Consider the following 22,812-nt stretch of genomic DNA (forward strand, 5'->3'; position numbering starts at 1 on the left):
TGGATAGACTCGGGCGAGCACAGACACATACCTGGAGGTGACGGTGGCCAAGGACGACACCGACCGGATCGAACGCGAGATCGAGATCGCGCGCGCCCGGTTGGCGACCACGCTCGACGAACTGGCGGTGCGCGCCGATCCGCAGCGGATCGCCGACGACACGAAGGCGATCGTGGTCGCCAAGTTCAACGAGCCCAAGGTCAAATACACGCTGATCGGCGCGGGTGCCCTCGTAGCGGGCCTGGTCCTGGTCAAACTCTTCCGCCGCTGAGCGGTCTACGAACACAGAACACCCGATGCGGCACAAGCCACATCGGGTGTTCTGCATTCAAACGCACCCACAACTCCCCGACCCTTAGGGAGGGGACGCCGCGAAGCGGCGGTCGGCGGCCGTCCCGTCGATCAGGTGCCGGTGCGTAGGCGACGAAGGAGCAAGCACCGGTGCCTGATCGACGGGACCACAGGGGCCGCCGACTCGAGCGCGCCAGCGCTCCATGTCACTGCGTGGGGCAGGCCAGGCCGTCACCGTCGGGGTCGAGGTGTGGGGAGTAGCCCGCCTCGCCGCGGAACAGGGGGGCACGGCCTGCGGCCATCGCTTCCTCGCAGCTGCGGAACGCACCGCCGGCCGAACCGGACTGGACCAGGTTGGCCGAGCCGGTGGCGCCGAGCAGGGAGTCGAAGCTGGACGAGCCGGTGCCCGCGGAGCCCGTCACCAACGGATTCGCCTGAGCGGCGGGGGCGACGAGCAGGCCGAGGCCTACGGCGGCGAGGCTGACAGTGAGCCGACGAACGTTCATGAATTCCTCTATGTCTGCTGCGGTTCGGATGTTGGCCCGGACACACGCCTCGGGCGGCGAAGTCAACCTTCATGACGGGGCCCCCGCTTGTCAACCGCACCGTGTGTGCCTCGACTGTTACTCGCCGAGCCTGCGCCCGGTGAGGTGCTCGGCGGGCACGGTGCCCATCCGTCCGGCCTGGAAGTCCTCGAGTGCCTCGATGATCTCGGCGCGGGTGTTCATGACGAACGGTCCGTACTGGATCACGGGCTCGCGCAACGGTTTTCCGCCGAGCAGCAGCACTTCGAGGTCGCCGTAGTCCTGTGTGGTGTCGGCGGTGAGCGTGATGGCCTCGCCCTTGCCGAACATCACCAGCTGTCCGGTGTGGATCGGCCGACGGTCGGTGCCCGCAGTGCCGCTGCCCGACAGCACGTAGGCCATGGCCGTGAAGTCCTGCGGCCACGGTGTTTCCAGCTGCGCGCCGGGGCTGATCGAGGCGTGCGCGTAGGCGATCGGGGTGTAGGTGGAACCGGGTCCGGCGAAGCCGCCGACCTCGCCCGCGATGAGTCGCACCAGGGCGCCGCCGTCGTGCGAGCTGACCAGGGTGAGCTCGCTGCCGCGCAGGTCCTGGTAGCGCGGGGTGGCGAACTTCTGGGCGCGTGGCAGGTTCACCCACAGCTGGATGCCGTGGAACCGGCCGCCGGAGATCACCAGTTTCTCCTCGGGCAGTTCGTCGTGCAGCATGCCCGAGCCCGCTGTCATCCACTGGGTGTCGCCCTCGCCGATCACGCCGCCGCCACCCTGGGAGTCGTGGTGGACCATGGTGCCGTCGAGCATGTAGGTGACGGTTTCGAAGCCGCGATGCGGATGCCACGGCGCGCCCTTGGCCTCGTAGGGCTCATAGGCCACGGGGCCCATCTGGTCGAGCAGGATGAAGGGGTCGGCCGCGCGCAGGTCGACGCTGGGGAACGGGCGCGTCACCTCGAAGCCCGCCCCCTCGCGCTGACGGTGGGCGGTGACGATCTGACGTACCGGTCGCTGGGTTTCGGTGACGTCCGGGCGGGGGAGCCGGGGCAGCACCATGATGTCGTCGACGGTGATCGCGGGCATGGGAAGCGCCTCCTGGAGTGGAACCTGTTTGGTTTCCATGTCAACCAATGTGGCTCTAGGATCATTCCCGTGACCCGATGGTTGTCCGAGCAAGAGCAGCAGACCTGGCAGGCCTTCATCCGGATGCGGCAGCGGCTGGACGCGGCGCTGTCGGCCGGCCTGGCCGGGCACGGGCTGTCGATGGCCGACTACGAGCTGATGGTTCCGCTCTCGGCCGCGCCGGAGGGCTGTCTGCGTGCCAGGGATCTGGCCGCCGAGGTGTGCTGGGACAAGTCGCGGCTGTCCAAGCAACTGGCCAGGATGGCGGCGCGGGGGCTGGTCGACCGGGCCCCGGCCGCCGACGACGCACGTGGCATCGTCGTCACGCTGACCGACCACGGGCGCGACGTCTTGCGCGCCGCCGCGCCCGAACATGTCGAGCTGGTGCGAAAGCTGTTCGTGGACAACATGACCCGCCAGGAAGCCGCGGCATTGCGGTCACTTTCGGACAAGGTGGCCTCGGCGGTCGAGCAGAGCTGACTACCGGCGCCGCCGGGTGCCGAACAGGCTGCGGCTGATCTCGCGCCCCGCCGCACTGGCCGCCGAGCGCAGGAAGCTCTTCACGGCCGGGTTCTTCATGATCCGTTCGGCCGCCGAATCCGCGTCCGGTACGGCGGGCGGCGGGGCGGTTTCCGGTGCGGGTGCGGCAGCCACGCTGGCCAGCAGCATCTCGTAGGCCGATTCGCGGTCGATGCTCTGCCCGTACTTGCCCTGCAACGAGCTCGACCGGGCGGCGGAGCGGATGGCGTCGTCACCGATGGTGTCCATCAGCGACCGCGGCGGCACGATCTTGGTCCAGGCGACCGGGGTCGGGGCACCCTTCTCCGACAACACTGTGACGATCGCCTCACCGGTACCGAGGCTGGTGAGCGCCTCCTCGAGGTCGTAGACCTCCGACTTCGGATACGTGCGAACCGTTTTCGCCAGCGCCTTCTGATCATCGGGGGTGAAGGCGCGTAGCGCGTGCTGGACGCGGGCGCCGAGCTGCGACAGCACCGCGTTCGGGATGTCGGTGGGCAGCTGGGTGCAGAAGAACACACCCACACCCTTGGAGCGAATCAGCTTCACGGTCTGCTCGATCTGCTGCAGGAACGCCTTGGAGGCGTCGGCGAAGAGCAGATGGGCCTCGTCGAAGACGAAGACGAGCCCGGGTTTGTCGACGTCACCCACTTCGGGCAGCGTCTGGAACAGCTCGGCGAGCACCCACATCAGGAATGTGGAGAACAGCGCGGGCCGCGCCGCCTGCTGGCCCAGTTCGACCAGCGTGATGACGCCCTGCCCGTCGACGACCCGGGCCAGATCGGCGGGATCGAGTTCGGGCTCGCCGAAGAACGTGTCACCGCCCTCGGCCTCGAGATTCACCAGCGAACGCAGGATCACCCCGGCGGTCTGGCTGGACACCCCACCGATTCCCTTGAGGTCTTCCTTGCCCTCGGGGCTGGTCAGGTGAGTGATGACCGCCCGCAGGTCCTTCAGGTCGAGCAGGGCAAGGCCCCGCTGATCGGCCCAGTGGAAGATCAGCCCGAGGGTCGACTCCTGGGTGTCGTTGAGGCCGAGGACCTTGCTGAGCAGGATCGGGCCGAAGGAGGTGATCGTGGCGCGGATCGGCACGCCGATGCCCTCGGTGCCGAGCGAGACGAACTCGGTGGGGAAACCGCTCGGCGCCCAGTCGCTCGCACCGGTCTCGGCGGCGCGAGCGCGGATCTTGTCGTTGTCGGCACCGGGGTCGCGCAGACCCGACAGATCGCCCTTCACATCGGCGAGCACCACGGGAACGCCCGCCCGCGAGAGCTGTTCGGCGATGCCCTGCAGGGTTTTGGTCTTGCCCGTGCCGGTCGCCCCCGCGACGAGCCCGTGGCGGTTCATCATGCGCAACGGAATACGCACGCGCGCAGCGGGATCGGTGGTTCCGTCGACGACAACGGTGCCCAGCTCCAGAGCCTCACCGTCGAAGGCGTAACCGGCCGCGATCTGTGCTGCGGCACCCGACGCGGCCGAGGCGTCGGGTGACGTTGCCGCCGAAGCCGATTGCGCCGCCTCCCGCTCGGCGGCCTCCGCCGCGGCGGCTGCCTCGGCGGCGACGCGCGCGGCCTCTTCGGCTGCCAGGCGAGCCGCTGCCGCCTTCTCCTGAGGGGTGGTCATCGCGTCCTCCGTCTCGATCGCAAGAACATGAACGGACAATCTCAGGCAAACTGTATCCGTGCCGGTCACCCCTGTGGTGGCCTTCGGCGGGTGTCGTCGGCAAACACCTCCGCCGCGCCCGCGCGACACACCTGTCGGCGGGGCGCGCCGATACCCCATTAGGGTGGCTCGGGTGTCCGACAAACTCTTGGTCTGGATGGATTGCGAGATGACGGGGCTCCGTCTCGACAGCGACAAGCTGATCGAGATCGCCGCGCTCGTAACCGACAGCGACCTGAACATTCTCGGTGACGGTGTCGACATCGTCATCCACGCCGATGACGCCGCCCTGGCCTGCATGCCACCCGTCGTCGCCGACATGCACGCGAAATCCGGTCTCACGGAGGAGGTCCGGCGTTCGACGGTCACCCTCGAGCAGGCCCAGGAGCAGGTGCTCGACTACGTGCGCCAGTACGCGCCCGCCGCGCGCACGGTGCCGCTGTGTGGCAACTCCATCGCCACCGATCGCGGCTTCATCGCGCGCGATATGCCCGAGCTGGACGCGCACCTGCACTACCGGATGGTCGACGTGAGCTCGATCAAGGAACTGTGCCGCCGCTGGTACCCGCGCATCTACTTCGGTCAGCCGGAGAAGGGGCTCGCGCACCGCGCGCTGGCCGACATCAAGGAGTCCATCCGCGAGCTGGAGTACTACCGGCGCACCGCCTTCGTGGCGCCGCCCGGCCCGTCCTCGGCCGACATCGCCAGCATCGCGGCGGCGGTCACCGAGGCCGTCGACGTCACCGGAACAGGGTCCCGACCAGCGGATTAGGGCATCGGGGCCGGTACAAGCTAGTATTTACCGCGCCGGTGCAAGCCGGTGATGGTGACCGTAGTTCAGTTGGTAGAGCACCAGGTTGTGATCCTGGCTGTCGCGGGTTCGAGTCCCGTCGGTCACCCCGAAGAGAAGGCCCCGATCCTGTGGATCGGGGCCTTCTTCGTTGTAGGAGCCCACATCCGCTTCATGACGCAGGTCACGTTTGAACCGCTACACTCTGGACGGCTGCCCAAATGTGTGGGTCGCCATATCCTCGTTCGACCGGAAAGACCCTTGATGAAGCGTTCCACCGTCGTCGTGGCCCTCGCGGCCGCCACCGTGCTCGGCCCCGTCGCAGGCACCTCGGCGGCGCAGACCCCCGGCCTGCCCCTCACCGACTTCACGGCCACCCCCTCGGGCGGCATGGAACTGCCGGGACCGCCCGAAACGGGATCGGCGCAGAGCGGATCGACCGGCGGCCTCGAGACCACCGGGTCCTCCGGCACCGGCTCGGCAGGCCTGCCCAACCTCGACCGCCTGCTGTTCGGTGGACGCATCCTCTGCGGGGCCCTCGGCAGCGCCATGGCCGTGGCGGGCGAGGCCATGATGGACTGTGCCGATCTGCCCACCCCGGTCTGATCAGGACACGAAAGAGGCCGCCGGAGACATCCGGCGGCCTTTTTCGGCTGTAGGGGTCAGGAGACGTCGGCGTTGCCCGCCTTCCACTCCGCCCACGGAATGTTCCAGTCACCGAGCCCGTCGACGCCCGACAGCGTCCCGCCGACCGTGTTCTTGATGATCGTGATGTCACCACGCTTGGCGTTCTCGTACACCCAGCGCGCATTGGCGGGGCTCAGATTCAGGCAGCCGTGGCTGGCGTTCGAGTAACCCTGCTGACCCACCGACCACGGCGCCGAGTGGAAGAAGATGCCGCTGTAGGAGATCCGCGTGGCGTAGTCCACCGGCGTGCGGTAGCCGTCGGCGGAGTTCACCGCGACACCGTAGGTCGACGAGTCCATGATGATCTTCTCGTGCTTGTCGGCGACGATGTAGATGCCGTTGTCGGTGGGCGTGGAATCCTTGCCCATCGAGGTCGGCATGGTCATGATCACCTCGCCGTTGCGCTCGACGGTCACCTGCTTGGTGTTGTCGTCGGCGGTGAAGATCACCGCGTCACCGATGGTGAAGTGCGAGGTGATGTTGTCCTGGCCGTACAGGCCCTTGCCGAGGTCCTTGCCGTAGACGTTCACCTCCACGTTCACCCGGGTGCCCGGCTTCCAGTAATGCTCTGGGCGCCAACGGACTTCGCGGTTGTTCACCCAGTAGAACGCGCCTTCGACGGGCGGTTCGGTGGTGATCTTGATGGCGTCCTGTGCGGCGCGACGGTCCGGGATGTTCTCGTCGAACTGGATCGCCACCGGCTGGCCGATACCGACCACCTCGCCCTCGCCGGGCATCAGGTACGGCTTGGTCTGGTTGTTCGGTGCGCTCGTGGTGAAGCTCAGGGTGGAGGAGTTCGCTCCGCCGAGGCCGATCGCGGCGGCCGAGAGCTTGTAGGTCTTGCCGTAACCGAGCACCTCGGTGGTGGCCCACGAACGCCCGTCGGGTGCGAGCTGACCCGACACCGTCGTGCCCTGCTGGTTGGTCAGCTTCACCTCGGTGAACTTGCCGTCCTGCACCTGGAACTTCAGCGGCATCCCCGGCGAGACGCCGACCTGGCCGTCCTTGATCTCGGAGACCAGTTTCGGCTTGATGAGTTCGGTGATCGGGTTACGGTCGATCGCCACCTCGACCCCGGCACCCTCGGCCGACGAGCATGCGGAGGCACCGAGGGCGAAAACCGCCAACAGTGCCACCGGAACGATCATCCGCAATGACCGAGGTTTCCCCCGCTTCTTACCCATGTCCAACCCCGTTTCCATACCGACGCCCCGCCATTCTGCCAGCCCGCCCGGTCGCCACCAACGTCGAAAGCGCGGCGACACGACCCGAGTGGGCAATCGTTAGATACGTGCCGGGCCCCGATCTGTTAACACTGCGAACCGTCCGGCATCGGTGCTGGTCAGAGCCCGATTTCACTTTTCGCCCTCGGGCCTGTTAATGTTTCTTCCGCACCGCAGAGCGGAGCAAAGGCAAGCGCCATTAGCTCAATTGGCAGAGCAGCTGACTCTTAATCAGCGGGTTCGGGGTTCGAGTCCCTGATGGCGCACAGCAGACCGCATCCCGGCAGTTACCGCTGCCGGGATGCGGTCTTTTTGCGGTCTGCCAGCCTCGTCATCGATCGTTATCTTCGGGGCCTCGCGCGCCCGTTTTGCCCTCGCGAACAGCCAGGAAACCTGATTCGGGCAAACTTTTTCTGTGACCCATACCACGGTCGCCGCGGTTCTAAACCCCCTGCATACATAACGATTCTGCAACCACGGGTAGAAGCGACCAAGATCGCCAGCACCTGTCGTTCAGGTTTCGTTCATCTCGCGTTAACCTACCGTGACCATTCTGTCATCAGGTCACAAACAGACCTGCGGTTTGGTTAGCCACCGGGAACCCGGATACCGAACAGCGCGTGGTCTCCCCGCAGCCAGCTGTGGAGCACCGTGCGACGAGCGGGACAGCCATCGAGCGTCTCCGTCACCACAGCGTCGCACATTCCCATACCGACAGAAACAACACATCGCCTGACCGGCGTGCGCCGCTGCGCGCGCTGCGCGGTCCACCGCGTCTCCACCGAGGCCTGCGGTCGCCAGACAGAGATGAAGGAACAGAGAAGAACATGATCGTCAAAGACAAGCTCAACTCCATGATCGGCCACCGCCGCGAGGCGTTCACCGTGGCAGTCGCCGCGGTCGGCCTGGTGGCCGTTGCCGCGTCCTCGGCGGTGTCCTTCGCCGACGACAGCGTCCCGCAGCGTGCCGCCATGGTCGTCGAGCAGGCCGAGGCCATCCCGGCCGTCGGTGCCGCCCCCGCCCCCGCTGTGGAGGCCGTGCCTGCCCCCGCCCCCGAGGTGCTGCCCGCCCCGGCTCCGGCTCCCGAGCCGGCGCCCGCCCCCATGCCCGCGCCCGCCCCCGCGGCGCCGGTGTACCCGAACAACCTCGACGGCTGGATCCGTGAGGCCCTCGACATCATGGCCGCCAAGGGCATCCCCGGCAGCTACGAGGGCATCATGCGCAACATCATGCGCGAGTCGACCGGTAACCCCCAGGCCATCAACCTGTGGGACTCCAACGCCGCCGCGGGCATCCCGTCCAAGGGCCTGCTCCAGGTGATCGACCCGACCTTCGCCGCCTACCACGTGGAGGGCACCCCCTTCGACGTGTGGCACCCCGTGGCCAACATCGTCGCGGCCTGCAACTACGCCGCCGACCGCTACGGCTCGATGGACAACGTCAACAGCGCGTACTGATACGCACTGGAGAACACAGCAACGCCCGCGCACCGGTTTGGGGAAGACCGGGGCGCGGGCGTTCGCCGTTAGAATGCCCTCGTGCCAGACAGCGCCGATCAGGCACCCGATCACGCGCATTCCGACGCGGCGACAGTCAGCCGCGTCGCCAAGGCCCGCCGCTTGGCGGCCTACCTGTGGGCTCGCGACATCAGCAGCGCCGAATTGCTCGCCCTGCCCGCGCCGACGCTGCGCAAGCTCGCCCGTGCCGCCGAGACCAATCCGCCGAGCACCGACGAGACGTGGCGGGTGGTCGCCGGCCTGCTCGATCAGAAGGACGCCTGGGCCGCCCGCAACCCCGACCACGAGGCCGCACGCCGCGCCCATGCCGACGAGAAGCTGCTGTGGGTCAAGCCACCGGTGACGCCGTGGTCGTCGCAGTCCTGAGTCAGCCGAGGACGAGACCGATCGCGAGTGCGAGCATCACCACCGCGATCAGCGAGTCGAGAATGCGCCAGGCGAGAGGTTTCGCGAACAGCGGGCCGAGTCGGCTCGCGCCGTAGCCGAGGCCGAAGAACCACAGCACGCTGGCCAGCATGGCCCCGGCCGCGAGGAACCACCGCTCCGAAGGCGCCCAGGTGCTGGCGAACGAGCCGAACAGGACGAGCGTGTCCAGGTAGACGTGCGGGTTGAGCCAGGTGAGCGCGAGACAGGTGAGCACCGAGGCGCCCAGTGCCGCCGAGGTGCCCGTGAGGTCGGCCTGCAGGGCCGACGACCCGAACGCCCGCCGGGCGGCGAACAGGGCGTAGCAGATCAGGAACGCCGCCCCGGCCCACCGCGCGATGGTCACGACCGCCGGATACGACTCGACGACGGTGCCGAACCCGGCCACCCCCGCCGCGATCAGCACCACATCCGAGAGCGCGCACACCGCGACCACCGGGAGGATGTGTCGGCCGCGCACGCCCTGTCGCAGGACGAACGCGTTCTGCGCGCCGATCGCGACGATGAGCGAGAGCCCGAAACCCAACCCGGAGAGTGCGGCCACTGCGGCCGACGATGTCGTCATATCCCTGACGCTAGGAACCTCGCTACCTTCAGTCCAGCTAATAATTCTGCAGAACCATTAGGATCGCTGATGTGGATCTGCAGCTCGACCAGCTACGCGCGCTCGACGCCGTGCTCACCGAAGGCACCTTCGACGCGGCGGCCCGCCGATTGAACCTCACGCCGTCGGCCGTCAGCCAGCGGATAAAGGCACTGGAGGACGCGGCGGGCCGCATCCTCGTGCAGCGGTCGAAACCGGTGCGCCCCACCGAATCGGGACTCGCCGTGCTGCGACTGGCCAGGCAGGTGCACGTGCTCGCCGCCGATACCGCGCGCGAACTCGGCGAGCCGGATCGGCCGGCCGGGCGACCCGCCCGTATTCCGATCGCGGTGAACGCCGACTCGCTCGAGACGTGGGTGCTGCCCGCCGTGTCGCGGATCGCCGGCATCGCCTGTCTGGAACTGCACCGCGAGGACGAGGAACACACCACCCGGCTGCTGCGTGACGGCACGGTGATGGCGGCGATCACCTCCACCGCCACCCCGGTACAGGGCTGCCGGGTGCGACCGCTCGGCGCCATGCGCTATCAGGCGCTCGCCACACCGGACTTCGCGCGGTACTGGTTCCCCGACGGCGCGCGACCCGGCTCCTACACCCACGTGCCGATGATCCAGTTCGACCGCAACGACGACCTGCAAGCTCGCCACCTGCGCGGCGCCGATCAGCAGCCCGCCGATCCGCCGACACATTTCGTGCCGTCCTCCACCGCGTTCCGTGAGGCGGTCCGGCTCGGCATGGGCTGGGGCATGCTGCCCGACCTGCAGACCGAAACCGACCGGGCCGCAGGCACTCTGGTGAACATCAACGGCCGGGCGCGGATCGACGTGCCGCTCTACTGGCAGCAGTGGAAGCTGGATTCGCCCGCCCTGAACGCGGTCGCCGACGCCATCATCACGGCCGCCGCGAAAGCCCTGCTGCCCGTCGAGTGAGTTGTCAGCCGCCGAGCTTCTTGTAGAACGCGCCCGCGATCGGGGCCGTCATCGCGCGCGGACCGTAGTTGCCCGCGACGCTCATGCCCTTGCTGATCAGGCCGGGGACGATGCGCATCTTGTTGCGGGCCAGGGCGTCGATCGACACCTTCGCGGTGTATTCGCTCGACACCCACAGGAAGTCGGGGACCATCTTGTCGACGATCGACTCCTCTTCCGGCGCAGGCGTTTCCGTGCGCACGGGACCAGGCGCCAGCAGGGTGACATTGACCCCGCTGCCCTTGAGTTCACCGCGCAGCGACTCGGAGAACGTGTTGGCGAACGCCTTCGACGCCGCGTAGGTGGCGTTGTTCGGGATGGGCATATTGCCCGCCGCCGAGCCGCTGATCAGGATGCCGCCCGCCTTGCGCTCGATCATGCCCGGCAGCACGGCCAGGGTCAGGTCGTGTACGGCGGTGGCGTTGAGTTCCATCTGCGCGCGTTCGTAGGCGAAGTCGAGTTCGGCCACAGGGCCGAAGGTGGCGATGCCCGCGTTGTTGCACAGGATGGCGATATCGCGCACCGACAGCTCGTCGACCAGGCTCGCGCGCTGGGTGCGGTCGGCGAGGTCGACGGCGCGGACCTCGGCGGTGATGCCGTGCGCCAGCGTCAGCCGCTGCGCCAGTTCGGTCAGGATCTCTCCGCGCCGGGCGACCAGGATCAGCGAATAGCCGCGCCCGGCCAGTTCGGCGGCCAGTGCGGTGCCGATACCGGAGGACGCGCCGGTGACGACGGCACGATTGTCAGCAGTGGGGGAGGGCAGGCTCACACGGCGAAGCTTAGGGGATCGCCCATCCGGCCATAGCATGGCAGTTGTTATGACAACTGACTCCTCGCCTCGCGCCCAGGAGGCGCCGCTGCTGCTGTCCACCGAGCCGCCGCGCACGTTCGGGTTCGCCGATCAGGCCGCCTTCTGGACCAATCTCGGGGTGAGCCTGATCGGGTTCACCGGGGCCATCTATGTGCTGCAGCCGCCGGGGTACGACCGGTTGCCGCTGCTCGGGGCGGTGCTGGCGACCGTGGTCGGCACGATCGTCGGCACGTCGATGGTGGCCGCCGCCGGTGCGGTCGGCGCCGGAACCGGTGCGCCCGCGATGGCCAATTTCCGTGGGCTGTTCGGCACCAAACTGTCCGGGCTGCCGACGGTGGCCAATGTGGTGCAGTGCATCGGCTGGGGAGTGTACGAGCTCACGGTGATCGCGGCGGGTATCGCGGCACTCACCAGCGATCGGGTGCCGCACGCGGTGGCGGTGATCGCGGCCGGTGTACTGAGCACGGTGATGGCGATCTGGCCGATGCATGTGGTGGGGATCCTGCGGCGCTACGTCACCGTGGCGGTCGGTATCGCGATGCTGTATTTCACCGTGCAGATGTTGCGCCAGCCGCTGCCGGATCTGGGACAGACCTCCTGGTCCGGGTTTTTTCCCGCCGTGGATACCGCGCTCGCCGTCGCCGTGTCGTTCGTGCCGTTGGCCGCCGACTACACCCGGCATTCGCGGTCGGTGAAGGTGGCGGGCGGTGCCACCGTGATCGGGTACTCGGTGGCCCAGATCTGGTGCTACCTACTGGGTATCGTCGCCCTGCTGCACGTGGGCGGCGACCCGAACCAGCTGTTCGACTCGTTCCTCGGGATCACCGCGGGCTGGGTGTTCTTCGCGGTGCTCGTGCTGCGCGAGACCGACCAGTCCTTCGCCAACGTGTACTCCACGGCCATGTCGTTGCAGAACCTGCTGCCGCGCGTGGATCGCCGCATCCTGGCCGCCGTCGTCGGCGTGCTCGCCACCGTCTTCGCCCTGAATGTGCGCGACTTCAGTTCTTACGCGAACTTCCTGCTGCTCATCGGCTCGGTGTTCGTTCCCCTCACCGCCGTGCTCGTGGTCGACTACTTCTTCGGGCGCGGCCGAACCGGCTGGGACCTGTCCGACAACTCGCCCGCCCGCCCGATCATGCTGCTGCCCTGGGCGATCGGCTTCGTGGTGTACCAGCTGTGCAACCCCGGCTCGGTGTCGTGGTGGGCCGACCGGTGGACCGGGATCCAGGACGCGCTCGGCGTGCACCCGACCTGGTGGACGTCGGCATCGCTCTTCTCGTTCCTCGCGGCCGGTTCCGCGACCGGTGTCGTCGTGGTCGTCGGCCGGCGACGGTGATTCGGCGGCGCGGCGGGGTGGGCCGGGCGGCCGGACGGAGTCCGAGCGATGGATGAGGAGCGCGTTTTCGGAATGGGCGACGAGCCGCTGGCCGCACCGACATGGCCCGCGCTCACCGAAGCCGAAGCCGCCTCGGCCGTCGCGGCTACGTGGGGCTCGAGTGGGGGCAGGATCGAATGGCGCAGTGCGAGACCGCTTTCCGCGACGGTCGGGGTGCGTGCCGGCAGTGCGCGATTCGTCGTCAAACGGTTGCCGCGTGCGCTGCGTGACCCGGGTGCCCTGGCGGAGGAGCACCGGTTCATGGCACACCTGCGCGCACGCGGGATTCCGGTGCCGGAGGTGCGCACCGTCACCGGGTCCGAGTTGCGAGCGGCTGCGTCCTGCGACGAACTCGGACAGCACCGGTGCGGCGTCGAGTCCACAGAGCCCGATAGCTCAGGTGGCAGCCACGCCGATCATCGTCGTGCGTTCGTCTATGAGGTGCATCAGTCGGGGGAAGGGGACGATCGGTATCGCGCGGACTTTTCCTGGACACCGTTCCGCGATATCGAGGACGCTGCCGGAGCAGGCACGATGCTGGCCCGATTGCATTCGGCCGCCGAGGGTTTCGACGCGCCCGCACGTCCCGCCCGCCCGCTGCTCGCCAGCATGCACAGCGACGTCATCGGCGCCTTCGAATGGCATATCGCGCGTCGGCCCGCTCTCGCGGCTTTCCTCGCCGACCGCGATTGGCGCACAGAAGCCCCCGACCTCCGCGCCGACCTCACCACCGTCGAACCCTCATGGACGCATGGCGATTGGCACCCGACCAATCTCCTCTGGCGCGACCATGAAGTGACCTCGGTGATCGACTTCGGTCTGTCCGACCGCACCACCGCAGTCTTCGACCTCGTCACCGCCGTGGAGCGTACCGCCGTGGACTGGATCTCCCTCCGGGACGGCGGCCCCGCCAACGTTCGCACGGACCAGATCACGGCCCTGTTCGAGGGCTACCAGTCCATCCGTCCGCTGAACCACGCGGAAAGCCAACTGTTACCGGATCTGCTCCCACTGGCACACATCGGCTACGAACTCTCCGAGATCGACTACTTCCTCACGATTCCCCAAGAACCCCGCAACGCCGAAATCGCCTACCACGACTGGCTTCTGGGTCACCTGCGCTGGTACGAAACCCCCGAAGGCCACGACCTCAGAACACTGCTCCACGACCTGTCCACCCGCTGAGGGACTTACCGCCGACCTGCACATCTTCAACTGTGCGGTGCTACTCGGAGCGGCCACCTACCGCACCCCCAGCCACCCGGCACCACTTAAGTCCGCCATGACCGCACTCCCAGCCCCCGCACGACCCGACCTCGAGGAGGGTCCGCCGCGAAGCGGCGCAGCGGCCCCCCAGGGGCCGCGCTCGAGCGCGCCAGCGCTCCAAAAACACAGCCAGCACCACTTGGGCGCAATCCAAAAAGAGCCGGCCACACCCCCAACTCCCAGCCAACCTCCCCACCACAGACAACCTCCCACCAAAGACAACACCCCCACCCACCGGATGCGAGTTCGGTGGATGGGGGCGTCGCAACGGCCGTCCGTCGCGTCGGACGACCGGGTCTAGAGGCGGGCGGCCAGTCGCGTCCCCTGGTCGATGGCCCGCTTAGCATCGAGCTCAGCAGCCAATTCCGCCCCACCGATGAGATGCAACTCGACCCCGGCCGCCCGCAACGGTTCCTCGAGCTCACGCACCGATTCCTGCCCGGCACACACGATCACGTTGTCCACCTCGATGACTCGGGGGTTCTCACGCTTCTCCCCGAAGCTGATGTGCAGACCCGAATCGTCGATGCGCTCGTAATTCACCCCGCCGATCTGCTCGACACCCTTGGCCTTGAGCGCAGCACGGTGGACCCACCCGGACGTCTTGCCGAGATCCTTGCCGAACGGAGTCGACTTGCGTTGCAGCAGAACGACATCGCGAGCGGCAGGGGAGGGGTTGGGCTTCTTGAGCTGGCCGGGGACCTGCTCGTTGTCGGAGTCGACGCCCCACTCTTCCTTCCACTCGTCGAGCTTGAGCGTGGGATGCCCTTCGACGGTGAGATATTCGCTCACGTCGTAACCGATACCGCCCGCACCGATCACCGCGACCTTCTTGCCGACCGGCTTCTCCTGCTTCACCAGCTCCGCGTACGACAGCACCATCGGATGGTCGATGCCGGGGATGTTGGGGATGCGGGGGCGCACGCCGGTGGCCAGCACCACCGAGTCGAAGCCGCCGTCGATCAGTTCGGTTGCACTGACACGCTTTTCGAGGTGCAGCTGGACACCGGTGAGTTCGATCTTGCGGCGGAAGTAGCGGATCGACTCGTCGAACTCCTCCTTGCCGGGGATGCGGCGGGCGATGTCGAACTGGCCGCCGATCTTGTCGTCGGCCTCGAACAGGTCGACGTGGTGGCCGCGTTCGGCGAGGTTCACCGCGGCCGACAGGCCTGCGGGGCCCGCGCCGACCACCGCGATGCGTTTGGTGCGTCGGGTGGGCAGCAGGTTGAGGGTGGTCTCGCTGCCCGCGCGCGGGTTCACCAGGCACGACACCTTCTTGTTGCCGAAGGCGTGGTCGAGGCAGGCCTGGTTGCAGGCGATGCAGGTGTTGATCTCGTCGGTGCGGTCGCCGCGTGCCTTGTTCGCCCATTCGGGGTCGGCGAGCAGGGGGCGTGCGAGCGAGATCAGGTCCGCGTCGCCTCGGGTGAGGATCTCCTCGGCGATCTCGGGCATGTTGATCCGGTTCGACGCGCACACCGGGATGTTCACCTTGCGGGCGATCTTGGCGGTGAACTCCACGAACGCCGCACGCGGCACCGAGGTGACGATGGTCGGCACCCGAGCCTCGTGCCAGCCGATGTCGGTGTTGAGGATGTCGACGCCGACGGCCTCCAATTCCTGTGCGAGCGCGACGATCTCGTCGAAGGTCTGGCCCTTCTCCACGAGTTCGGCCATCGACAACCGGAACACGATGATGAAATCGGGGCCCACCTCGGCGCGGATGCGGCGGGCGATCTCCACGGGCAGCCGCCGCCGGTTCTCCGGGGTACCGCCCCACTTGTCGGTGCGCTTGTTCACCCGCGGCGCGAGGAACTGGTTGATGAAATACCCTTCACCGCCCATGATCTCGCAACCGTCGTACCCGGCGAACTTGGCCAGCCCGGCGCAGCGCGCGTAGTCGTCGATGGTGCGTTCGATGCCCTTGGCCGAGAGGGCACGCGGCTTGAACGGGTTGATCGCCGATTTCACCGCCGAGGCCGAAACACTGGTCGGCATATAGGAATAGCGGCCCGCGTGCAGGATCTGGATGGCGATCTTGCCGCCCTCGTCGTGCACCGCCTTGGTGATGCGCCGGTGCCGGTAGGCCTCCGTCTTGGTGGTGAGCTTGCCGCCGAACGGGAGCAGCCAGCCGGTGCGGTTGGGTGCGTACCCGCCGGTGATGATGAGACCGACACCGCCGCGTGCGCGCTCGGCGAAGTAGGCGGCGAGCTTGTTGGTATCCCAGGCGCGGTCTTCGAGGCCGGTGTGCATGGAACCCATGACCACCCGGTTACGCAGGGTGGTGTGGCCGAGGTCGAGGGGCTCGAACAGATGGGGATAGGCAGTCATGGGCGATGGTCACCTTTTCGCGGTCGCAGGGCCTGCAGTACTTCGTCGCACCATTCGACGTAACCGGTCTCCGCGCGGATACCCGCGCGCAGCACCAGGTACTGGTGCAGAGCGGTGCCGGAGAGCTGGTCCGGCGCCGGAAAGAATTTCTTCTCGCTGAGCTGGTACTCCTCGAGGCGTTGCGCGTGCTCGGCGCGATGGCGGGCCACCTCGGCGCAGACGGCGTCGATATCGCCGTGCGCGGCGCCACGCACCTTGACGCCGAGTTCGTCGCGGGTGGGCACCGATTCGGCGGGCTCGGCGATCCAGCGGGCCAATTCCTCGGCTCCGGCGGGGGCGACCGAGTACACCTTCTTGTCGGGTTTGCCCTGCTGGGCGACCGATTCCACGGTGACCCAGCCGGCTTCCTCCATCCGCTTGAGCACGCGGTAGATCTGCTGGTGGGTGGCGCTCCAGAAGTAGCCGATCGACTTGTCGAATCGGCGAGCGAGTTCATACCCGGAGCCTGCTCGCTCGCTCAGCGAGACCAGGAGCGCGTGCTCGAGTGCCATGCGACGAGGATATGCGCAACCAACGGTTCTATGCAACCAGGTTCATATGGATTGACGGCGTGGCGGATCGTCGATGCCCTGCCGGGCGCCGAACACGCCGTTACGCTCGGTGCATGACCGAGGTGAGCGCGTCCGCGACCATCGGTGAGGCGGCCGGACGCGGACAGGTGGTGGCGTGGGGGCTGTGGGATTGGGGGTCCTCGGCGTTCCAGGCCGTGACGCTCACCTTCGTGTTCTCGGTGTATCTCACCGACAAGGTCGGCAAGGACCTGCCGGGAACGATCTCCGCGAGCGCGTGGCTCGGTTGGGCGCTGGCGGGTGCGGGTCTGGTGGTCGCGCTGACGGCACCGGTGTGCGGGCAGTACTTCGACGCGGTCGGCTCCCGCAAGCGCGCGCTGGCCACGCTGACCGCGCTCACCGTCGGTGCGATGGCGCTGATGTTCTTCGTCCACGCCGAATACCGCGATCTGTGGCTCGGTCTCGCCCTGCTCGGTTTCGCCTCGGCCACCTTCGAATTGGCGACGGTGCCCTACAACGCGATGATGCGCCAGGTGTCGACGCCTGCGACGGTCGGCCGGGTGTCCGGATTCGGTTGGGCGATGGGCTATTTCGGTGGCATCGTGTTGCTGCTGGCCTGCTATGTGGGCTTCCTCGCCGGTGACGGCGACCGCCGCGGCCTGCTCGACATGCCGACCGATCAGGGCCTCAATGTGCGGCTGGTGATCGTGCTCGCCGCCGTCTGGTTCACGGTGTTCGCGCTGCCGGTGCTGTTCACCGTGCCCGAACTGCCACGCACCGGTGCCGATCCCGGAGCCGACCGCGTCGGATTTCTCGGCTCCTACCGGGTGCTGTGGCGGGATGTGCGCGACCTGTGGCGCACCGACCGGCACACCGTGTGGTTCCTGTTGGCCAGTGCGATCTTCCGCGACGGGCTGGCCGGGGTGTTCACCTTCGGTGCCGTGCTGGCGGTCGGCGTGTACGGCTTCGCCGACGCCGACGTGCTGCTGTTCGGTGTGGCCGCGAACGTGGTTGCCGGGGCGGCGGCGATCGCGGCGGGCCGCTTCGACGACCGGCTCGGACCCAAGCGCGTGATCGTCGGCTCGCTGATCGGGATGATCGTCTGCGGCGCGGTGTTGCTGGTGGTGACCGGTTCGCTGATGTTCTGGATCTTCGGCCTGGCCCTGACCGTCTTCGTCGGCCCCGCTCAGGCCTCGGCCCGATCGTTCCTCGCCAGACTCGCCCCACCCGGCCGTGAGGGCCAGCTGTTCGGCCTCTACACCACCACCGGCCGCGCCGTCTCGTTCCTGGCGCCCGCCCTGTTCGGTCTATTCGCCTGGGCCTTCCACAACGACCGTGCCGGAATCATCGGCCTACTCGTCGTGCTCATCGTCGGTCTACTGGTCCTGCTCCCGGTCCGTGCACCGAGGCCCGTCCAGGACGCCAAACCTGTGTAGCGTCACCGATTTCACCAGCACCGATTTGTGAACACCTGTACTCCCAACCGGATCCGCCGCGAATCCGCAAGAACATGGGTAACTCACCGGGTACGAACAAACGCGATCACGAACCCGCGTCTGGCCGCCGACGCAAGTCGGCCCGCACCTGAACCCGGCCTGAATTCTCGGGGAGGCGGTCAGGCCTCGGGGAGGCGGGAGGGCTGCCATGCGGCGATACCCAGAGCGATCAAGCGCATCTGCATCACAGTGCGTTCCACGATCGCCGCCTCCTCGCGCGGCGTCGCCGACACGAATGATCCGATGCCGTCGGTGACGGTGCTGACCAGCAGATCCGCGGCGATCTCGAGTTCCGTTGTGCTCCACGAGTCGAGCGCCCGCAACCGCGACAGGTCCGCGACGATCTCGCGCACGATCAGCTGCATCTCCATCGCGATGGCCTGACGCAGCGGTGCCGAACCGCCGTGCCGTTCGCGCAGGAGGAATCCGAACAGCGCGCGCTTGGCGGCGACCTGGTCGAAGACGAACCGCACGGTGTCGGCGAGGTGGGCGTCGGGCTTGCGCCTGACCTCGCGCAATGCCAGCCGGAGCGCGGTGACACCCTCGTCGACGAGGGTGGCGCCCAGATCGTCCAGCGACGCGAAGTGGCGGTAGAACGCCGTCGGCACGATCCCGGCCGAGCGTGCGACCTCGCGCAGGCTCAATGCGGCGAACCCGCGCTCCGCGGCCAGGGCCAGCGTGCCGTCGAGGAGAGCCGCCCGAGTGTGCGCTTTGCGCTCATTCCGGGTTCCTGCCTGCTCAGTCACATCGGTGAGCATACATCCGTTCACCATAGTCGCTTCCTTGGAAATGTAGTCCGGCTCACATCGTTGCCGGTTGACAGTGGGCCGGGTTCATCCGGCACACTGGTGAGTGTACAGGCGTGCACTGAAATTTTCGCCAGCACGTCCACGGAATATCCGCAGAGGGGCAATACACATGGTGGGACTGATCGACCTGGTGCAGACGTTGACGACGCCGCATCCGCTGGACCGGTACCTCGAACTCGTCAGCCCGGCGCTGACCGCGCGGGAACTGCGTGCCGAGGTCACCCATGTATCCCGCGCGGTGCCCGGCTCGGTGACCCTGACCCTGCGCACTTCGCGCCGCTGGCGTGGACACAAGGCTGGGCAGTACATCCAGATCGGGGTGCTGATCGACGGCGTGCGCCACGTCCGCTGCTACTCGCCCATCGACCCGGAGGGCGGCAGCGACCGTTTCCTGCAGATCACCGTCAAGGCGCACCCCGGCGGGCTGGTCTCGAATTACCTGCACGATCACGCCGAACCGGGCATGGTCGTCAACCTCGAGCCGGCGAGCGGCGTGTTCGCGCTGCCCGAGCAGCGGCCCGCGAAGGTGCTGCTCATCAGCGGCGGCAGCGGCATCACTCCGGTGCTGTCGATGCTGCGCACCCTCGACGCCGAGGCCTACACCGGTGAGGTCACCTTCCTGCACTACGCGCGTCAGCCGGAGATGATTCCGCACCGCGCGGAACTTGCCGCGATCGCCAACCGGCGGCCCAACTTCCGGGTGGAGTACCGCTTCCCGGTGGAGCCGGGCACGGTCGTCAACGGTGAGACCTCCACCGGCAGCGGCTTTTTCGACTACGACGAGCTCGAGCGCGTGGCGCCCTGGTTCGCCGACGCGCAGACCTTCGTGTGTGGCCCGCCGCCGCTGATGAACGCCGTGAAGAACATCTTCGAGGCCGAGGGTCTCGCGGATCGGGTGCACAGCGAGGAGTTCACCCTCACCACCGTTCCGGTCGACCCGTCCGAGGCCACCGGCACCGTCACCTTCTCCGGCAGCGACGTCGCGGCCGAGAACAACGGTTCCTCGCTGCTCGAACAGGCCGAATCGGCCGGGCTCACCCCGGAATACGGCTGCCGCATGGGGATCTGCTTCTCCTGCACCGCGACCAAGGTGTCCGGCTGCACCCGCAACCTGCGCACCGGCGAACTCGACGCCGACCCCGACAAGCAGATCCAGATCTGTGTGAACGCACCCGTCGGCGACGTCGACATCGCCCTCTAGTCAACCGATCACCGCGAAACAACCCAGGGGAGATACTGCTATGACGATCCTCACCGAAACCGCAGACGGTCCGGTCATCCTGACCCCCGACCAGGTCGAAGAGCTCGGCAAGGCGCTCGACGACCTGCGGGCCCGCGTGGTCGCCGACCTCGGCGAACGCGACCGCGAATACATCTACAAGATCATCAAGACCCAGCGTGGTCTCGAGGTGGCCGGCCGCGGTCTGATGTACCTCGGCTTCCTCCCGCCGTTCTGGCTGGCCGGTGTCGCCGCACTCGGCGCGTCGAAGATTCTCGACAACATGGAAATCGGCCACAACGTGATGCACGGCCAGTACGACTGGATGCGTGAGCGCGGCGTGAACTCCCGCGAATTCGACTGGGACACCGTGTGCCCGGCCGATCAGTGGAAGCACTCGCACAACTACATGCACCACACCTACACCAACATCCACGACATGGACCGCGACATCGGTTACGGCATCCTGCGTATCGACGAGGGCCAGAAGTGGAACCCCTACTACCTGGGCAACCCCGTCTACGCCTTCCTGCTGATGGTGCTGTTCGAGTGGGGCGTGATGGTGCACGACCTCGAGGCCGACAACATCATCAAGGGCAAGCGCAAGTGGTCCGACCTCAAGCCGCTGCTCAAGGGGCAGTTCAAGAAGGCGGGCCGACAGGTCCTCAAGGACTACGTGGTGTTCCCGGCGCTGACCGGCCCGCTGTTCCTGCACACCCTGGCGGGCAACGCGGCCGCGAACCTGGTGCGCAACCTGTGGACCTTCTCCATCATCTTCTGCGGTCACTTCCCGTCGGGCGTGCAGACGTTCACCAAGGAGGAGACCGCCGAGGAGACCCGTGGTGAGTGGTACGTGCGCCAGATGCTCGGCTCGGCCAACATCAACGGCTCGCGACTGTTCCACATCATGTCGGGCAACCTCTCGCACCAGATCGAGCACCACCTGTTTCCGGATATCCCGGCCAACCGGTACCCGGAAATGGCGCCCGAGGTGAAGGCGCTGTGCGAGAAGTACGGTCTGCCCTACAACACCGGCCGTTTCTCCAAGCAGATCGGTTCGGTGTGGGTCAAGATCTTCCAGCTCGCGCTGCCCGACAACATCACCAAGAGGGCGCCCAAGCCCGGTGTTATCGTTATGCGTAATCGGAAGGCAACCGAAGTGGGCGTGTAATGGTCGGCAAATTCGAAACCAACAAGGATCTCGTCCAGGAATTGACGACCTCCGGCGCGCAGCGGGTAGGCAATATCGCCGCGCTGATCACCGGAACCGTCGCGGGAGTGGCTCGGGAGATCGGTGAGTTCATCACCGACGCGATCGAGATGAAGGAAGCGGCCGCCGCGGCTCGCCGTGACGCGGCGGCGGCCGAACCGGCCTACGACGCCACCGACGACGAGGTGCGGGCGCCCGAGCAGCCCGTCACCGAGGCCGAGATCGTCGACGAGACCGAGGTGGTCCCGCCGAAGCCGGTTCCCGAACAGCGCTGATCACCACACCGGCAACCGGCGCCGGTGCTCGATCACATCGGTGATGAGATCGCGGTAGCCGTCGGCCAGTTCGGCCAGCCGGGACCAGTGCAAATGGGTTCGACCCTCCGGATCGCCGTCCAGCGCATGCTGGGCGGCGATCCATTTTCGTGCCATCCGATCGATCACCGCGCCGAGGGTCTCGGTGTGCAGCGAGGCCCCCGCGCGATGGGCAAGGTTGGTGGCCACCCAGTTGTCGATGAGCGCCATCTGGGTGGTGCGTTCGCGGTCTATCCCGTCGATCAGGCGCAGGATCCGCGCGCTCGAGGCGGCCGGGTCGCGGGCCTCCTCGATCACCGCGCGCCTGCGTGCGTGGCATTCGGCGAGGGCGGCGGCCGCGTCGAGTACCCGGTGATGGGGCCGGTTCCGATCGATCGGCCGGACGAATGCCCGTAACAAGGCCGACGGTGACGGTGGTTGTGTCAGGTGGCCGGAGTCGATCGGCATGGTGCACGCCCCTGAAAAAGCTCGCGAGGGTGGATACGCCGGGGCCGGGGAATCGCCGGGACGCGCCCCGGCACCGGCGTAGCCCCGCCCAGGCGCCGACGTATTCCGCGACGCTGCGGTGAGGATGACGGCCCGGGAAATATCGGGACCCTTTCAGGAAAGCGCGATCCGGGATCGACGCGCAATAGTATGGTGTACAAAACTCCGGGTCGGCAGAAATTGTTATGTGCCGATGACGGGCGAGTCACCGGGCGGTGACCGGGAAAACCGCTGCGGCACATTCACGGCAATCTCACCGACGACAAGACCCGCGTATGCACTAGCCTCGGTAGATGTGCCGGCTTACGTGTCCTCGCCCGAGCTGACCTTCGGCTTTCTCTTCGCGCTGGAAGACCCGCAGCGAATCGCCGATGTGGTCCGCGACCTGATGGAACGCCGTGCGGTGTCGGTGTTCCGGCTCGCCCGGCTGTCCGACGACGAAGGGCCACCGCAGCGCTATGTGGTGAACTGGGCCGCCATCCCGCAGATCGCCATCACCACCAGCGCCCCCGATGCCGACGAGCTGCGTGCGCAGCGGATCATGCTGGTCAACGCCTTCATCGGCGAGGGCGGCGAGGTGAGTATGTACTCCGGTAACCCGAACGCTTGAA

Annotated in this window: 24 protein-coding genes and 2 tRNA genes; 16 read left to right on the forward strand and 10 right to left on the reverse strand. The window is 67.3% G+C overall.

What is annotated here, in order from left to right; translation table 11 throughout:
* The first annotated feature begins 37 nt into the window (after positions 1-37).
* Complete coding sequence (locus ACWEVR_RS18735) at positions 38-271, forward strand: DUF3618 domain-containing protein (RefSeq protein WP_084458565.1); 234 nt, start codon at positions 38-40, stop codon at positions 269-271.
* Between the two features lie 226 nt (positions 272-497).
* Here ACWEVR_RS18735 and ACWEVR_RS18740 read toward each other — a convergent pair whose 3' ends face one another.
* On the reverse strand, positions 498-797 hold the full coding sequence (locus ACWEVR_RS18740) for an excalibur calcium-binding domain-containing protein (RefSeq protein WP_452467974.1): 300 nt from the start codon (positions 795-797) through the stop codon (positions 498-500).
* A 117-nt stretch (positions 798-914) separates the two neighbouring features.
* Complete coding sequence (locus ACWEVR_RS18745) at positions 915-1,886, reverse strand: pirin family protein (RefSeq protein ID WP_067486934.1); 972 nt, start codon at positions 1,884-1,886, stop codon at positions 915-917.
* 69 nt (positions 1,887-1,955) lie between these two features.
* Between ACWEVR_RS18745 and ACWEVR_RS18750 the strand changes: the two genes are divergently transcribed.
* Entirely contained in the window at positions 1,956-2,405 is a 450-nt protein-coding gene (locus ACWEVR_RS18750) for a MarR family winged helix-turn-helix transcriptional regulator (protein WP_452467975.1), read from the forward strand.
* Here ACWEVR_RS18750 and ACWEVR_RS18755 read toward each other — a convergent pair whose 3' ends face one another.
* Positions 2,406-4,067, reverse strand: coding sequence for a helicase HerA-like domain-containing protein (locus tag ACWEVR_RS18755; protein WP_452467976.1), 1,662 nt, complete (start codon positions 4,065-4,067; stop codon positions 2,406-2,408).
* A gap of 172 nt (positions 4,068-4,239) precedes the next feature.
* On the opposite strand from ACWEVR_RS18755, the gene orn reads away from it, so the two are divergent.
* From orn to ACWEVR_RS18770, 3 genes are all read left to right on the forward strand, one after another.
* On the forward strand, positions 4,240-4,878 hold the full coding sequence (gene orn / locus ACWEVR_RS18760; protein WP_067486075.1) for an oligoribonuclease: 639 nt from the start codon (positions 4,240-4,242) through the stop codon (positions 4,876-4,878).
* A 54-nt stretch (positions 4,879-4,932) separates the two neighbouring features.
* Positions 4,933-5,005: transfer RNA gene (locus tag ACWEVR_RS18765), tRNA-His, on the forward strand.
* Between the two features lie 155 nt (positions 5,006-5,160).
* Positions 5,161-5,502 (forward strand): hypothetical protein, encoded by a 342-nt coding sequence (locus tag ACWEVR_RS18770; protein WP_067486076.1) that lies wholly within the window; start codon positions 5,161-5,163, stop codon positions 5,500-5,502.
* Between the two features lie 56 nt (positions 5,503-5,558).
* Here ACWEVR_RS18770 and ACWEVR_RS18775 read toward each other — a convergent pair whose 3' ends face one another.
* Positions 5,559-6,767 (reverse strand): L,D-transpeptidase, encoded by a 1,209-nt coding sequence (locus tag ACWEVR_RS18775; RefSeq protein ID WP_452467977.1) that lies wholly within the window; start codon positions 6,765-6,767, stop codon positions 5,559-5,561.
* Between the two features lie 232 nt (positions 6,768-6,999).
* Between ACWEVR_RS18775 and ACWEVR_RS18780 the strand changes: the two genes are divergently transcribed.
* The 3 genes from ACWEVR_RS18780 (at position 7,000) to ACWEVR_RS18790 (ending at position 8,689) form a co-directional block, all read left to right on the forward strand.
* Positions 7,000-7,072, forward strand: a tRNA-Lys gene (locus ACWEVR_RS18780).
* A gap of 561 nt (positions 7,073-7,633) precedes the next feature.
* Positions 7,634-8,263, forward strand: a complete 630-nt coding sequence (locus tag ACWEVR_RS18785; protein ID WP_067642507.1) for a transglycosylase SLT domain-containing protein — start codon at positions 7,634-7,636, stop codon at positions 8,261-8,263.
* A gap of 81 nt (positions 8,264-8,344) precedes the next feature.
* Positions 8,345-8,689, forward strand: coding sequence for a hypothetical protein (locus ACWEVR_RS18790; protein ID WP_452467978.1), 345 nt, complete (start codon positions 8,345-8,347; stop codon positions 8,687-8,689).
* A 1-nt stretch (position 8,690) separates the two neighbouring features.
* On the opposite strand, the gene ACWEVR_RS18795 is transcribed toward ACWEVR_RS18790, so the two are convergent.
* Positions 8,691-9,311, reverse strand: a complete 621-nt coding sequence (locus tag ACWEVR_RS18795) for a LysE/ArgO family amino acid transporter (RefSeq protein ID WP_452467979.1) — start codon at positions 9,309-9,311, stop codon at positions 8,691-8,693.
* A gap of 71 nt (positions 9,312-9,382) precedes the next feature.
* Here ACWEVR_RS18795 and ACWEVR_RS18800 point away from each other — a divergent pair, with 71 nt between their 5' ends.
* Positions 9,383-10,279: a LysR family transcriptional regulator ArgP gene (locus tag ACWEVR_RS18800; RefSeq protein ID WP_452467980.1), complete on the forward strand. Its 897-nt coding sequence runs from the start codon at positions 9,383-9,385 to the stop codon at positions 10,277-10,279.
* Between the two features lie 4 nt (positions 10,280-10,283).
* Here the strand turns inward: ACWEVR_RS18800 and cmrA are convergent, their stop codons facing one another.
* Positions 10,284-11,087 carry a mycolate reductase gene (cmrA, locus tag ACWEVR_RS18805; RefSeq protein WP_067486092.1) on the reverse strand — a complete coding sequence of 268 codons (804 nt, stop codon included), beginning with the start codon at positions 11,085-11,087 and terminating at the stop codon, positions 10,284-10,286.
* A 49-nt stretch (positions 11,088-11,136) separates the two neighbouring features.
* Here cmrA and ACWEVR_RS18810 point away from each other — a divergent pair, with 49 nt between their 5' ends.
* Positions 11,137-12,465 carry a purine-cytosine permease family protein gene (locus tag ACWEVR_RS18810; RefSeq protein ID WP_452467981.1) on the forward strand — a complete coding sequence of 443 codons (1,329 nt, stop codon included), beginning with the start codon at positions 11,137-11,139 and terminating at the stop codon, positions 12,463-12,465.
* 48 nt (positions 12,466-12,513) lie between these two features.
* Positions 12,514-13,689, forward strand: coding sequence for a phosphotransferase enzyme family protein (locus tag ACWEVR_RS18815; RefSeq protein ID WP_452467982.1), 1,176 nt, complete (start codon positions 12,514-12,516; stop codon positions 13,687-13,689).
* A 378-nt stretch (positions 13,690-14,067) separates the two neighbouring features.
* Here the strand turns inward: ACWEVR_RS18815 and ACWEVR_RS18820 are convergent, their stop codons facing one another.
* Together ACWEVR_RS18820 and ACWEVR_RS18825 are read right to left on the reverse strand one after the other, a co-directional pair.
* Entirely contained in the window at positions 14,068-16,098 is a 2,031-nt protein-coding gene (locus tag ACWEVR_RS18820; protein WP_452467983.1) for an FAD-dependent oxidoreductase, read from the reverse strand.
* The gene (locus tag ACWEVR_RS18825; protein ID WP_067642467.1) at positions 16,095-16,649 is read right to left on the reverse strand and encodes a PadR family transcriptional regulator; all 555 of its coding nucleotides are present in this window, start codon (positions 16,647-16,649) and stop codon (positions 16,095-16,097) included. The genes ACWEVR_RS18820 and ACWEVR_RS18825 overlap by 4 nt, the downstream gene beginning before the upstream one ends.
* A gap of 113 nt (positions 16,650-16,762) precedes the next feature.
* Between ACWEVR_RS18825 and ACWEVR_RS18830 the strand changes: the two genes are divergently transcribed.
* Positions 16,763-18,103 carry an MFS transporter gene (locus tag ACWEVR_RS18830; protein WP_452467984.1) on the forward strand — a complete coding sequence of 447 codons (1,341 nt, stop codon included), beginning with the start codon at positions 16,763-16,765 and terminating at the stop codon, positions 18,101-18,103.
* Between the two features lie 179 nt (positions 18,104-18,282).
* Here the strand turns inward: ACWEVR_RS18830 and ACWEVR_RS18835 are convergent, their stop codons facing one another.
* Positions 18,283-18,936, reverse strand: coding sequence for a TetR family transcriptional regulator (locus tag ACWEVR_RS18835; protein ID WP_452467985.1), 654 nt, complete (start codon positions 18,934-18,936; stop codon positions 18,283-18,285).
* 145 nt (positions 18,937-19,081) lie between these two features.
* On the opposite strand from ACWEVR_RS18835, the gene ACWEVR_RS18840 reads away from it, so the two are divergent.
* Genes ACWEVR_RS18840 through ACWEVR_RS18850 form a run of 3 tightly spaced genes read left to right on the forward strand, consistent with a single transcriptional unit; the run spans position 19,082 to position 21,676 of the window.
* The gene (locus tag ACWEVR_RS18840) at positions 19,082-20,173 is read left to right on the forward strand and encodes a ferredoxin reductase (protein ID WP_452467986.1); all 1,092 of its coding nucleotides are present in this window, start codon (positions 19,082-19,084) and stop codon (positions 20,171-20,173) included.
* 40 nt (positions 20,174-20,213) lie between these two features.
* Positions 20,214-21,362, forward strand: coding sequence for a fatty acid desaturase family protein (locus ACWEVR_RS18845; protein WP_452467987.1), 1,149 nt, complete (start codon positions 20,214-20,216; stop codon positions 21,360-21,362).
* The gene (locus ACWEVR_RS18850; protein WP_452467988.1) at positions 21,362-21,676 is read left to right on the forward strand and encodes a hypothetical protein; all 315 of its coding nucleotides are present in this window, start codon (positions 21,362-21,364) and stop codon (positions 21,674-21,676) included. Before ACWEVR_RS18845 ends, ACWEVR_RS18850 begins: the two co-directional genes overlap by 1 nt.
* On the opposite strand, the gene ACWEVR_RS18855 is transcribed toward ACWEVR_RS18850, so the two are convergent.
* The gene (locus ACWEVR_RS18855; RefSeq protein WP_452467989.1) at positions 21,677-22,162 is read right to left on the reverse strand and encodes a DUF4254 domain-containing protein; all 486 of its coding nucleotides are present in this window, start codon (positions 22,160-22,162) and stop codon (positions 21,677-21,679) included.
* A 334-nt stretch (positions 22,163-22,496) separates the two neighbouring features.
* Here ACWEVR_RS18855 and ACWEVR_RS18860 point away from each other — a divergent pair, with 334 nt between their 5' ends.
* Entirely contained in the window at positions 22,497-22,811 is a 315-nt protein-coding gene (locus ACWEVR_RS18860) for a hypothetical protein (protein ID WP_067642455.1), read from the forward strand.
* The last annotated feature ends 1 nt before the right edge of the window (position 22,812 follow it).

Source organism: Nocardia sp. NPDC003979 (assembly GCF_053605015.1).